The organism is Bacillus sp. FSL M8-0256, from assembly GCF_038005765.1.
Lineage (GTDB): Bacteria > Bacillota > Bacilli > Bacillales > Bacillaceae > Bacillus > Bacillus safensis.
This window is the reverse complement of sequence record NZ_JBBOTU010000001.1, coordinates 3,741,868-3,755,465: the sequence shown is the minus strand read 5'-3', so window position 1 is coordinate 3,755,465 and position 13,598 is coordinate 3,741,868. Positions and strand designations below refer to the sequence as shown.

The window sequence follows — 13,598 nt, the reverse complement described above, 5'->3', positions numbered from 1 at the left end:
TTTCTGGTGCCTCTTTTTACAATAAAGATGTCATATCGTTAGTGTACAGGAAACGATGGAAAGCGGAAAGGAACTGGAGGAGAATCATATGAAAGGAAACCAGCATTGGCACGACCCTGTTGCTGAATCATACGCAGCAACGATTTCACATAAAGTACCCGGCTATCACCTTTTGCATGAGTTATCAGTAGATGTATTAGAAACTGAAATAAAGGGAGCGGCCTCTCGTATTCTAACTGTCGGAGCGGGTGGGGGCGAAGAGATCATCAACATGCTTCAGAGAAAAGAAGACTGGCTCATCACAGGAGTCGATCCGTCTGCATCTATGCTGAATATGGCGAAACAGCGGGTTTCACAGCTCCATATGGAGGCGCGTGTCACCTGGTATGAGACCGCATTAAACAAGGTGTCTGCTGAAGCTGTTTACGATGCCGCAGTGAGCCTGCTCGTGATTCATTTTGTAGAAAATCGGCTGCCATTTTTACAGGAGATTGCCCGAAGGCTTCAACCAGGGGCCCCGTTTGTACTCGCATTTATACAAGGAGAGATGAATTCCAGCGCATTTCAGCAGGAGCTTCATATGCTGTCTCTTTTCATGAAGCGGCAAGGTCTAGGAAAAGAAGTGTTTTCGTCCTTTAATGACAGGCTGGGACGTGCAACATATCCTGTGCCTGAGGAGGAGATGAGAGGACATTTAATTGAGGCGGGGTTTCGAGACATCAGACCTTATTTTCAGGCAGGAATGATCAAAGGGCTTGTTTGCAAGCGAGGTCGTAGAGAGGCGGATGAGAGATGAGATCACAGGTGATGGTAATTGGCGGCTATGGACATGTCGGACAGCAAATATGTCTTCAGTTAAGTGAAGTGTATCCAGGGCAAATTGTTGCGGCGGGCAGGAGCTATGAGAAGGCCGAACAATTTTCACAGCAGACAAAAAGAAGAGTCCGTCCTTACAAACTAGATGTTAGTCAGCCATTACATTCGGACTGGATGGATGAAACAAAGCTGGTGATCATGTGTCTCGACCAAGATGACACGTCATTTGCTGAAACCGTTCTGCGGGCAGGCATTGATTATATCGATATTTCTGCAAAGGGGGCGTATATGGAGCAAATGGCACAGCTGGATCAGCAGCAAATCAGTGCAACGGCTTTGCTCAGTGTAGGTCTCGCGCCCGGTCTTACAAATTTATTAGCTGCAAAAACGGCATCTATGCTTTCATCAGTGGATCAAATAGATATTGGGATTATGCTTGGGTTGGGGGATCAGCATGGAAAAGCCGCGATTGAATGGACGATTGATCATGTCCATACTGAATATGAACTTACTGAGCATGATCAGCGGAAAAGAGTGAAAAGCTTTACTGGAGGCAGACAGGTCAACTTTGGTGAACAGCTTGGAAAGCGGTATGCCTATCGATTCCCCTTCTCTGATCAACAGACATTGCCTTCCACACTTCATGTGCCATCTGTGACGACAAGGCTTTGTTTTGATTCACGTCTCGCGACGGGTGCATTGGCCTTCACAAGGAGCCTTGGACTGACGTCGTTTCTTACACTGCCGAAGATGAAGGACAGAGCCATTTCAATGATTCAATCTTCTCAAGCGGGTACAGATCAATATGCAGTCAAAGTGGAAGCGGCAGGGACGGATGGGAAAAAGGTTCATCATGCAGCGCTTGGTATAAAAGGACACGACGAGTCTCAAGCAACAGCTCAAGTCGCCTGTGCTGCGGCCCTGCATTTATTGAACAGGCGGTTTCAGTCAGGAGTTTTTCATATTGAACAATTATTTTCACTAGCATATGAGAACGGGCTTTTTGCTTTGGTGGATCAAAAAACAAAGGAAGAGCAGACATTAGCGATAAGGGCCAGCCTTTTGACGGCATAAAAGCAGCGTGCAGACAAACCCTCGCATTCGGTGTCAGGTCTGCGTGCCGGTGCTCACGAATGTCAAATTCGCTCCGCGCCGGTACTCGCCCTTCCTCGACTGCAAAGGTTTTCTATCACGCTGAAAAAAAGACTAGCATTCTGCTAGTCTTTTTATGATGACGTCGACACATCTCCTTTTTTCTTAATGCTTGCTGTGATGAGCTGTGTCAATGTGTCAGAACCTTTTTTTGAAAGGTGGACACCATCGGACTGAAAATAGGATGGCTGTCCAGTAGCGGCTGAATGCCAATCGACTAAGGTGACGTTTTGATCTTGATCAGCCACTCGCTGAATGACCGCATTCACATCATTTTCCCATGACCTTGGAACCCTCGTATTCACTAGGAAAATATGTGCCTTTGAAAAGTTTTGAATGAATGCTTTCAGCGTGTCCTCAGTAAAATAACCATTTGTGCCAAGTTCAATGATAACAGCAGCATCAGATTGATTAAATGATTTGTATTGAGGGGCGATGCTGATGGCTTCGTTCATCTGTCTGCCAACTTTCCCATCGATGGTGATTTGTTTATATGCTTTTTCAAGATTCGGCGCAATGTCTAGCATGACAGAATCACCAATGGCAAGAACTTGGTGAAATTGTTTTTGATCAGCTGCTTTTTTCTCGTGCTTTTCTTTCTTTTTCTTCGCTTTTGATTCCGATGGTTCGGCTGTTTTTTTCGGTGCTGTCTTAATTTGCGTCACTTCCTTCACATATGGGGAGGAAGTGGACGAGTTAGACATGCCAATGATAAATAAGATCAAAAGAGCTGCGGTGATTCCAAGGAACACCTTATTAGATGTAGACCACTGTTTGATTCCTTTTTTCCAAATAGACCAAGAGGAAAAATATTGTCTGAAGCCATGCTGGCGGATCGGTTGTTCGATGAAGCGATAGGAAGCCTCAGCAACTAGTAAAATGGCGATGAGCTGCAATGTGACACGCGCTATGGAAGGCTGTCCAATTTCAATGACCGGTGTGGTCAGTACGATAATGGGATAATGCCACAAATAAATACCATAAGACCGCTTACCTAGCCAGACGAGCGGCTGAAAGGACAGCCATTTCCCTATAAGACTTGCAGGATGGCAGACGCACGCAATTAAGATGGCCGCATTCAGACAGAATAAAAGCATGCCGCCCTGATAGAGAAAGGCATCGAAATCGTCCACTGAATAAACACAAAGAAGGAAAATCGCAAACGAACCGAACCCGGCAATATGTAAAATACGTCTGCCAACAGGAAGCAATTTTTTGCTGGATAGTCTTTGCATAGGCCACACAAATGCCAGGCTGCATCCAATCAGGAGCGCAAATGCACGAGTATCTGTTCCATAATAAACCCTGCTTGGATCGGTATCTGGTGAATAAAGAATCGCCATCCATAAGGCAGAGACAAGAGCAAGTCCAAAGGTGATCATAGGCAGATGCGATCTGTTTTTTACCCATTTCAACCCTGCAATTAACAGTACCGGCCAAATGATATAAAATTGCTCTTCTATCGCCAGAGACCATAAATTTTTCAGTGGAGATAGGGCATTGAAGCTATCAAAATATGAAAGCTGATGAAAAATGTACCACCAGTTACTGACATAAAAAAAGGACGATATGGCATCGCCACGAATGGACAATAATGCGTTTGATCCAGCAATCGCGCACCAGCTGACGGTTATAAAAATCATGATGTAAGCGGCTGGAAGAAGCCTCCTGATCCGTCCCATCCAAAATGGCAAAAGCTCTTGATAGCCTAAATCCTGCTTATGTAACAAGATCGTTGTAATCAAGTAACCAGAAATGACAAAAAATAAATCAACGCCAAGAAACCCGCCGCTTGCGGGTCCGATATGTAAGTGATAAGCAATGACTGCCAATACAGCAACGGCTCTTAGTCCATCTAATCCTAAAATATAACGAAAACGATTTTCCTTGCTGTTCATGAAAATGAATCCCCCATCAATGTCAAACGCTTCTTTTTGTTGTTCATTCAAAAGAGCAACGATTCTTTTATTTTATATAAGATTAGACGAATCAGCATTACATTTTGTTGGCGAATTTCTGTCTTTTTTAAAATTTTTTTAATTGGTGAGTAAGAGATGTCGAATTTGATACTCAAAACCAAAATCCCTGTCATAATAAAAGAAGAAGGAAAGGGGATGTATTGAATGAAAACGATTGAAAATGATCAGTTATTGGTTCAGATTCATGAAAAAGGAGCGGAAGTCAGGGAGGTGCTTGACAAGGAAAGCGGACGTCACTATATGTGGTCTGGTGATCCAGCTTATTGGGGCAGGGTGTCGCCTGTCTTGTTTCCGATTGTTGGGCGATTAATGAATGATCAATACAAGATTGACGATCAAACCTTTGAGCTCACGCAGCATGGGTTTTTACGTGATGTCAATTTTGATTTATATGAAGAAACGAAGCATACGGTGACCTTTCAATATGAATCAAGAGGCCGGCACGTGAAGCAATACCCGTATGAATTTACAGCGCGAATTCGTTATGAACTATTGGAAAATGGACTGAAGATTTCCTGGGAAATTGATCATGACGGAGAGGATACGATGTATTTCTCCATTGGAGGACACCCAGCATTTCGTATTCCGCTTGTTGAAGGAGAGCAAACAGCAGATTATTCACTCACATTGACACCTTCCACTGAACATCTCCCTGTGCAATATGAACTGCGGAATTCACTTGTCAGGGAGAAAGAAAAAGGCATTCAGCTTGAACCGATCCAGCTTCGCCCAGAGCTTTTTCAGCATGATGCGATGATCTTTAGCCATATCAATCGAGTGTCATTGACTTCAGGGGCAGGTCACGGAGTTGAGGTCGATCTCACTGGTTTTCCGTTCGTTGGCATTTGGTCGCCTTATGATCAAGAAAAAGGAACGATGGCTCCTTTTGTTTGTATTGAGCCGTGGTATGGCATCGCCGATAGGGAAGGGACGAATGGACAGTACAAAGAGAAGTTTGGCATTCAAACATTAGAAAAGAATGAGACATTTCATGCCGCTTATACAATTTTCTTTAAATGAACATTTGTGCATGATGAGGTGAACAATTTGTTATGATAGATTAAAAAAGGGGGCGTATGAATGGATCGAGAGAAACAACAGCTGAGTATTGAAGCGGCAAGGCTTTACTATTTGTCTGATTACAGCCAGCAGGAAATTGCCAAACAGCTCAACTTGTCGAGACCGACCGTATCTCGGCTGCTTCAATATGCGAAAGAGAAGGGATACGTCCAGATTACGGTGATGGATCCGTTTGAGGATTTAAACGAGCTTTCTTCATTGCTCAAGGAAAAATATGACCTTCTCGAAGCACATGTGGTGTTTTCGCCAAAGGACGACTATCCAACCATCACCGATTATTTGAGCCGATTTGGTGCAGATTACTTGCAAGAGACAGTGAAAGACGGCGATATTGTTGGCGTGAGCTGGGGAACGACTATGTATCAAATTGCACAAAAGATGCAACCTAAACAGGTAAAAGGTGTAGAGGTTGTCCAGCTCAAGGGCGGAATCAGCCACTCTCATGTGAATACATATTCGGCGGAAACCATCCAGCTGTTTGCTGAGGCCTTTCAAACAGCACCGCGCTATTTGCCGCTTCCTGTTGTATTTGATAGTGCTGCCGTCAAGGAGATGGTTGAGCAGGACAGACATATTCAGCGAATTATTGAAATGGGCAAGCAGGCGAATATCGCTGTGTTTACTGTTGGAACGGTAAGAGATGAAGCACTTTTGTTTAGACTAGGTTATTTCCGTGAAGAAGAAAAAGCGCTCCTCAAGGAATCCAGTGTTGGAGACATTTGCTCGCGTTTTTATGATCAAGATGGACGCATTTGCAGTGAAGCCATTAACAATCGCACAATTGGCGTAGAGCTAGATGATTTAAGGACAAAAGAACGATCCATTCTTGTCGCTGGCGGTCATCGAAAGGTGGCTTCTATACACGGTGCACTAAGAGGGAAATATGCCAATGTATTGATCATCGATCAGCACACAGCGAGGGCTCTTTTAAATGTCACAAAATAGATGAACAAAATTTCATAACCATGTTTACAATTGTTCATCTGTCATATATGATGAAAGTATCATAATTAAAAGGAAGTGTGAAGCATGACGATAGCAAAGCTCATTGATCATACAGCACTAAAACCAGATACAACTAGAGCTGCAATTATGCAGTTACTTGAAGAAGCAAAGACTCATCAATTTGCATCTGTTTGCGTAAACCCAACTTGGGTATCTCTAGCGTCGAAAGAACTAGCCGGAACAGGTGTTGATGTATGTACAGTCATCGGTTTCCCGTTAGGCGCAAACACAACAGCAGTGAAAGCATTCGAAACAAAGGATGCCATTGAAAACGGTGCAACAGAAGTGGACATGGTCATCAATGTTGCGGCATTGAAAGACGGCGAATATGATGTGGTTGAACAAGATATTCGTGCAGTTGTAGACGCAGCAAAAGGCAAAGCATTAGTGAAAGTCATTATTGAAACATGTTTACTTACTGATGAAGAAAAAGTCAAAGCTTGTGAGCTTTCAGTGAAAGCGGGCGCAGATTTTGTGAAAACATCGACTGGATTTAGTACAGGCGGTGCAACGGCTGAGGACATTGCATTAATGCGTAAAACAGTAGGACCTGACATCGGTGTGAAAGCATCAGGCGGCGTGAGAACAAACGAAGACGTTGAGGCAATGACAGCTGCAGGTGCTACCCGTATTGGCGCAAGTGCAGGCGTTTCCATTATCAAAGGGGATCAATCAGCTCCTTCGAAAGACTATTAATTCATACGATCCTATGGTAGGATAACATTCATGACTCATAAATGATGAAAAAGTCATATGCGGAAGGAACTCACTTCTGGGAATTTCTTCCGCGTTTTGTTTGCGAAATAGGGTTTGTTCCATACAAGCGCATTAATGTAAACGAATTCATTCAAGGAGGAAAAACATGAAATACGTGATTGGTATCATCGGCTTGCTAGTGATTCTCGCCATTGCATGGCTGGCTAGTAATGGGAAAAAACGAGTGAAATTCCGTCCAGTAATTGTCATGATTGTACTGCAATTTATTTTAGGTTATATTCTGCTCAATACAGGTGTTGGAAACTTCCTAGTCGGAGGCTTTGCAAAAGGATTCCAAATGCTTCTAGGCTATGCCGGCGAAGGAATCAACTTTGTATTTGGCGGGTTAATGAATGATAAAGCGTCAACTTTTTTCATCAACGTCTTACTGCCGATCGTCTTTATCTCGGCGTTAATCGGTATCCTACAACATTGGCGTATTCTTCCGCTTATCGTACGCGGAATCGGATATTTGCTTAGTAAAGTAAACGGTATGGGGAAACTAGAATCTTACAATGCAGTAGCGTCTGCGATTTTAGGTCAATCAGAGGTCTTTATTTCTATTAAGAAACAGCTTGGATTATTACCTCAGCAGCGTCTTTATACATTATGTGCATCTGCAATGTCGACGGTATCGATGTCGATTGTCGGTGCATACATGCAAATGATTAAACCAGAGTACGTGGTTACAGCACTTGTGCTGAACCTATTTGGTGGATTTATTATCGCATCGATCATCAATCCATATGAAGTGTCTAAGGACGAAGACATGCTTGAAGTCGTCGAGGAAGAAAGACAATCCTTCTTCGAAATGCTTGGCGAATACATTATGGATGGTTTCAAAGTAGCGATTGTTGTTGCTGCAATGTTGATTGGATTCGTTGCATTAATTGCGATGATTAACGGTATCTTTACAGCTGCCATCGGTGTTTCTTTCCAAGATGTACTTGGATATGTCTTTGCTCCATTTGCGTTCATTGTTGGTGTTCCTTGGAGCGAAGCAGTACAAGCAGGAAGCATTATGGCAACCAAAATGGTATCTAACGAATTTGTGGCAATGCAAATTCTATCCGGTGATGCTTTCCAATTCACTGCTCGTACAGAAGCGATTATTTCTGTATTCCTTGTATCATTTGCGAACTTCTCTTCTATCGGCATCATTGCTGGAGCAGTCAAAGGCTTAAACGAAAAGCAAGGGAACGTAGTCGCACGCTTTGGATTAAAGCTGTTATTCGGTGCAACTCTTGTCAGCTTCTTAACAGCAGGCGTTGTCGGTTTGATTTACTAATTTAAAAAAAGGAATGGTGAAAACAATGAGAATGGTAGATATCATTGCGAAAAAACGTGACGGAAAAGAATTATCTTCAGAGGAAATTTCTTTCTTTGTCAAAGGTTATACGGACGGAACAATTCCTGACTACCAAGCAAGTGCCTTGGCTATGGCGATTTTCTTCCAAGATATGACGGATCAAGAACGTGCAGACTTAACACTCGCTATGGCGAACTCAGGAGATACAATTGACCTGTCTGCCATTGACGGTATTAAAGTAGACAAGCACTCAACAGGCGGTGTAGGCGATACAACAACGCTTGTACTCGCTCCTCTTGTTGCGGCACTAGATGTACCTGTTGCGAAAATGTCAGGGCGCGGTCTTGGGCATACAGGCGGTACAGTGGACAAGCTTGAAGCGGTCAAAGGCTTCCACGTAGAAATTACAAAAGACGAATTCATCGAGCTCGTGAACCGTCATAAAGTAGCCGTTATTGGCCAATCAGGCAACCTGACACCAGCTGATAAAAAGCTGTATGCTCTTCGTGATGTAACAGGAACTGTTAACTCAATTCCGCTTATTGCAAGCTCCATTATGAGTAAGAAAATTGCTGCTGGTGCAGATGCGATTGTACTTGATGTGAAAACAGGCGCAGGTGCTTTCATGAAAACACCAGAAGACTCAGAAAAGCTTGCAAAAGCAATGGTTCGCATCGGAAACAACGTTGGCAGACAAACGATGGCGGTCATCTCTGACATGTCTCAGCCGCTAGGATTAGCGATTGGAAATTCCCTTGAAGTGAAAGAAGCGATTGACACACTCCGAGGCGAAGGTCCTGAAGATTTAAACGAGCTTGTGCTCACATTAGGAAGTCAAATGGTCGTTCTTGCGAAAAAAGCAGACACACTTGATGAAGCAAGAGAAAAGCTGATTGAAGTGATGAAAAACGGCAAAGCACTTGAGAAATTCAAGGAATTCTTAGAAAACCAAGGTGGAGACAGCTCAATTGTGGATCAGCCTGAAAAACTGCCGCAAGCACCTTACAAAATCGAAGTACCTGCAAAAGAATCAGGTGTCGTAGCTGAAATCGTCGCGGACGAAATCGGTGTTGCAGCGATGATCCTTGGAGCAGGACGCGCAACAAAAGAGGACGATATTGACCTATCTGTCGGCATCATGCTGAACAAAAAAGTGGGCGATCGTGTTGAAAAAGGAGATTCACTTGTGACTCTGCATGCGAATCGTGAAGATGTTGCAAATGTCATGGAGAAAATTTATGACAACATCCGCATTGCTGATCATGCCGATGCACCAACATTGATCCACACAGTCATTACTGAATAAAGAAAAAGGACAAAAGTGATTCGTCGCTTTTGTCTTTTTTTATGGTCATTTTAGGCTCGTCTTTTTCTATTGAAATAAAAAAATTCACTTTATGAAACAAACCTCTTGCAATCATCAAACAATGGGTGTATATTAATTGACGAGTCAATGATTGATATATCAAGTAATTGATTTCTGAATAGGAAAGAGGGGATGGCATTGACTGCATTTTGCTCTGAAGAGGCAGAGGTATTATATCGTTTGCAGTGCGTGAACCGTATGATGGGCGTGAAGTTCGAAGCATGCACGGGCATCAGCCAATCAAGACTTGAGTTGCTATCGCTGTTATTCCAAGCCGATGAAATCAGCCAATCAGATTTGCAGAAAAAAGTAAATATTGATAGTGCAGCTGTGACGCGTCATTTAAAACAGCTAGAAACAAAAGGAATGGTCACACGCAGAAGAAAACCAGAAGATAATCGAGTCACACTTGTCCGCTTAACAGAAGAAGGCAGAACGAGAATCGAAGCTTCTAAAATAGAAAAAGAACGATTTATCTCAGAAATGCTTGAAAACGTAAGTGAAGAAGAACGAAGGCTTCTCACTGATGTGCTCATCCGTATACAACAAAACATCGAAAAGATTCAAACAACCTAAAGGAGTGTTACACATGGCTACAACATTAAAAACAAACGATTTTATGGAAATTATGAAAGGGCGCCGCTCTATTCGTAACTATGATCCATCTGTGAAAATCAGCAAAGAAGAAATGACAGAGATTTTAGAAGAAGCAACAACTGCACCATCATCAGTAAATGCACAGCCTTGGCGCTTCATGGTTATTGACAGCCCAGAAGGAAAAGAAAAGCTTGCACCACTTGCAAAATTCAACCAAACTCAAGTGTCAACATCAGCAGCTGTCATTGCAGTATTTGCAGATATGAAAAGCAATGAATACTTAGAAGAAATTTATTCAAAAGCAGTAGAGCATGGCTACATGCCGCAAGAAGTGAAAGAAAGACAAATTGCTGCATTAACTGCACACTTTGAGGTTCTTCCAGAGCAAGTGAACCGCGAAACCATCTTAATTGACGGTGGGATTGTGTCTATGCAGCTTATGCTTGCTGCACGTGCACACGGTTATGATACAAATCCAATTGGCGGATATGATAAAGAAGTCATCGCTGAAACATTTGGATGGGATAAAGAACGTTATGTACCAGTCATGCTGCTATCAATTGGGAAAGCAGCAGACGAAGGCTATGCATCTTACCGTTTACCGGTTGATCGTATTGCTGAGTGGAAATAATATCTTTTCAAAAGGAGACGATCAAATGATTATTATTCATGCAGGGATGACCATTCGTCCAGAAAAAGAAAACGTATTTTTAGAAGAAATTAATGAGTTAATGAAAGCTTCACAGGCTGAAGAAGGCAATGTTTCCTACAAGCTGTTCAAGGATACAGAAAAGGAAAATACCTTTTTAATGGTAGAAGTGTGGAAAGATGACGCTGCGGTTCAGAGCCATAATGCAAGTGCTCATTTCCAGGCTTTCGTAGCGAAGGCAAAAGAATTCTTAGCCGCTCCACTTGACGTGGTTGCCTTTCAAGGCCAGCAGCTTTCATAGAAAAACAACAAACACCCTAGGCGGTTAACGCCTAGGGTTCTTTTATTTTCGACATATGGTTCCACCCATTTCATTCACGTATTGTGCATTTTCCACAAAATTTCTGAAAATAAAATGTTTTTCGACTTAACTATATTGGAATATGCTAGAATTAGATATTATTTATTACCAAAATAGGGAGGAACCAATATGAAAAAAGGGAAATGGACGAAAATTGCACTAACCGCTGTCCTAAGTTTAGGCACATTGACAGCTTTCAGCACCCCTCTATCTGCCCACACCACAGAAAAATCAACATCCTCTGATGGCGGTCATTATTCAGGTATTCCATTTGACTCAAGTGTCGTGAATGAAGACCGTCTTGTCAAAGCCTTGAAAAAACAAGGAAAGATCAAAAAGAATGCCAATGAGGCAGAAACCCAAAAAGCATTAAAGAACTATCTAAAGAAAAAAGAAGAATCAGCAATGAAACAAAGTGCCAGCACCTTAACAGAAGAGCCTGAATTCCTGAAAGAATACAAACAAGAGGTACATAACAAACTTGCCAAAAAGAAAAAATTAAAGAAGCATAAAGGAAAAGAAAGCAATCAAGTAAAACCGGTCAAAAAGGAAAAGTATAAAGGTGACGTCCGCAATGATAAAGTATTGGTTTTATTAGTAGATTTTAAAGATTATAAGCATAATAGTATTAAAAAAGAAGAGACTGATATGTACTATGACAAGTACGATCAACAGCACTATCAAGATATGCTTTTCGGAAAAAATGGCTACATCGGTCCTGATGGGAAACGGAAAGTATCCATGAAGCAATATTATGAAAAGCAGTCCGGCGGCAGTTACACAGTTAGTGGAACAGTTGCAGGATGGTATACAGCGAAGCATGAAGCAGCTTATTACGGCGGGAACGTACCTGACGATTCAGGCAGTGACGGCAGACCGCGCGAATTGGTGAAAGAAGCACTCGAAGCAGCAGCAAAAGATCCGAATATTGATCTAAGCGAGTATGATCAATGGGACCGCTATGATATTGATGGCGACGGTGTTTATAACGAGCCAGACGGCATCATTGACCATCTGATGGTCGTTCACGCCGGCGTAGGTGAAGAAGCAGGCGGCGGACAACTTGGCGCTGATGCGATTTGGTCACACCGCTGGTCACTTGGTGATGTATTTGAAATTCCGGATACCGAATCTGAAGTTGGTCAAGGCGGGAAATTAGGCGCGTTGGATTACACCATCGAGCCTGAAGATGGCGCAGCAGGTGTGTTCACACATGAATTCGGACATGATCTTGGTCTTCCTGACGAGTACGATACACAGTACACAGGCAGAGGAGAGCCCGTTTCTTACTGGTCGATCATGTCAAGCGGAAGCTGGGCAGGTAAAGTTCCTGGTACGGAACCAACAGGCTTTAGCCCATATGCGAAAGAAATGCTTCAAAATTTGCATGGAGGCAACTGGCTTTCTGGACAAACCATCGATGGTAAAACATTAAAGAAAAGCAAAACAGTATTAATTGATGAAGCAGCAACAAAAGGAACGAACCATGATGCCGTTCGAGTCGATTTACCAGATAAAGAGATTGTCGTCACGACACCTGCTCAAGGGAAATATTCGTACTTCAGCGGAACGGGTGACAATTTGAATGCAACCATGACGACAACAGGTATTGATTTGTCAAAAGGAAGCAAAGCAGAGCTGACATTTAAAGCATGGTACGATATTGAAGAAGATTATGATTATGCGTATGTCGAAGTGCGTGAAACAGGGACTGATCAATGGGAGACCATCGCGGGTAACATCACGAATGATCGAAATGAAGCAGGTGCAAACGAAGGCAATGGCATCGACGGAAAATCAGACGGCTGGGTAGATGCAGCCTTTGACCTGTCTGCTTATGCAGGGAAGAAAATCGACCTGCAATTCCGTTACACAACTGATGCAGGCTATTCACTTCCAGGCTTATTCGTAGATGACCTGAACATCACGGCAGATGGAACGAAAGTATGGTCAGATGATGCCGAGGACACGTCTACTTTTACCTTTAATGGATTCTCAAAATCTAATGGAAAACAATATGCAGCACAATACTATTTACTAGAGTGGCGCTCCTATGCTGATGTCGATAAAGGCTTAAAGCATATTAAACGCGGGGCAAGTCTGATGAGCTATAATAACGGGTTGGTCGTTTGGTATGTCGATCAATCATACAGTGATAACTGGGTAGGAAAACATCCGGGGAACGGCTTCCTTGGCGTAGTAGATGCAGATCAGCAAGTATTAAAATGGAGTGACGGTTCCATTGCCGCAACAGGGTTCCAAGTACATGATGCAGCATTCTCTTTGAATCCAAGTACGAAGCTGAATATAGATTATACAGCAACAACGGGCTTAACTTTGCAAGATCGCTACATTCGCCCGGCTCGTACATTTAGTGATAAAAAGAACTATGTGAATCCAAACAACCCAGATGCAGGACGCGATGTACCGACATATGGGTTATCCTTTAAAGTCGTTGGACAAAGTAAGGATCGTTCTGTTGGAAAGGTGTTAATTTCGAAAAGTAACTAAATAGAAAGCCGGATTCT

11 protein-coding genes and 1 pseudogene are annotated in these 13,598 nt (G+C 42.8%); 11 read left to right on the top strand and 1 reads right to left on the bottom strand.

The window, feature by feature from the left end:
- The first annotated feature begins 88 nt into the window (after positions 1–88).
- Together NSQ76_RS19410 and NSQ76_RS19405 are read left to right on the top strand one after the other, a co-directional pair.
- Positions 89–796, top strand: coding sequence for a class I SAM-dependent methyltransferase (locus tag NSQ76_RS19410; RefSeq protein WP_034624112.1), 708 nt, complete (start codon positions 89–91; stop codon positions 794–796).
- A complete protein-coding gene (locus NSQ76_RS19405; RefSeq protein WP_024427556.1) occupies positions 793–1,890 on the top strand; it encodes a saccharopine dehydrogenase family protein in 1,098 nt (365 codons plus the stop codon). Before NSQ76_RS19410 ends, NSQ76_RS19405 begins: the two co-directional genes overlap by 4 nt.
- A gap of 152 nt (positions 1,891–2,042) precedes the next feature.
- On the opposite strand, the gene NSQ76_RS19400 is transcribed toward NSQ76_RS19405, so the two are convergent.
- The gene (locus NSQ76_RS19400; protein ID WP_135031532.1) at positions 2,043–3,866 is read right to left on the bottom strand and encodes an acyltransferase family protein; all 1,824 of its coding nucleotides are present in this window, start codon (positions 3,864–3,866) and stop codon (positions 2,043–2,045) included.
- A gap of 225 nt (positions 3,867–4,091) precedes the next feature.
- Between NSQ76_RS19400 and NSQ76_RS19395 the strand changes: the two genes are divergently transcribed.
- From NSQ76_RS19395 to NSQ76_RS19355, 9 genes and pseudogenes are all read left to right on the top strand, one after another.
- Positions 4,092–4,967, top strand: a complete 876-nt coding sequence (locus NSQ76_RS19395; RefSeq protein WP_034624114.1) for an aldose 1-epimerase family protein — start codon at positions 4,092–4,094, stop codon at positions 4,965–4,967.
- Positions 4,968–5,027: 60 nt separating this feature from the next.
- The gene (locus NSQ76_RS19390; protein ID WP_034624115.1) at positions 5,028–5,972 is read left to right on the top strand and encodes a sugar-binding transcriptional regulator; all 945 of its coding nucleotides are present in this window, start codon (positions 5,028–5,030) and stop codon (positions 5,970–5,972) included.
- An 84-nt stretch (positions 5,973–6,056) separates the two neighbouring features.
- Positions 6,057–6,728 carry a deoxyribose-phosphate aldolase gene (gene deoC, locus NSQ76_RS19385; RefSeq protein WP_341055600.1) on the top strand — a complete coding sequence of 224 codons (672 nt, stop codon included), beginning with the start codon at positions 6,057–6,059 and terminating at the stop codon, positions 6,726–6,728.
- A 166-nt stretch (positions 6,729–6,894) separates the two neighbouring features.
- A complete protein-coding gene (locus NSQ76_RS19380) occupies positions 6,895–8,076 on the top strand; it encodes a NupC/NupG family nucleoside CNT transporter (RefSeq protein ID WP_034624116.1) in 1,182 nt (393 codons plus the stop codon).
- 25 nt (positions 8,077–8,101) lie between these two features.
- Entirely contained in the window at positions 8,102–9,403 is a 1,302-nt protein-coding gene (locus NSQ76_RS19375; protein WP_041087525.1) for a pyrimidine-nucleoside phosphorylase, read from the top strand.
- 151 nt (positions 9,404–9,554) lie between these two features.
- A pseudogene (locus NSQ76_RS19370) lies at positions 9,555–10,039 on the top strand (MarR family winged helix-turn-helix transcriptional regulator).
- 13 nt (positions 10,040–10,052) lie between these two features.
- The gene (locus tag NSQ76_RS19365; RefSeq protein WP_024427550.1) at positions 10,053–10,691 is read left to right on the top strand and encodes a nitroreductase family protein; all 639 of its coding nucleotides are present in this window, start codon (positions 10,053–10,055) and stop codon (positions 10,689–10,691) included.
- A gap of 25 nt (positions 10,692–10,716) precedes the next feature.
- The gene (locus tag NSQ76_RS19360) at positions 10,717–11,010 is read left to right on the top strand and encodes a putative quinol monooxygenase (RefSeq protein ID WP_034624118.1); all 294 of its coding nucleotides are present in this window, start codon (positions 10,717–10,719) and stop codon (positions 11,008–11,010) included.
- Positions 11,011–11,199: 189 nt separating this feature from the next.
- Positions 11,200–13,581 carry an immune inhibitor A domain-containing protein gene (locus tag NSQ76_RS19355; protein ID WP_034624119.1) on the top strand — a complete coding sequence of 794 codons (2,382 nt, stop codon included), beginning with the start codon at positions 11,200–11,202 and terminating at the stop codon, positions 13,579–13,581.
- Positions 13,582–13,598: the final 17 nt, after the last annotated feature.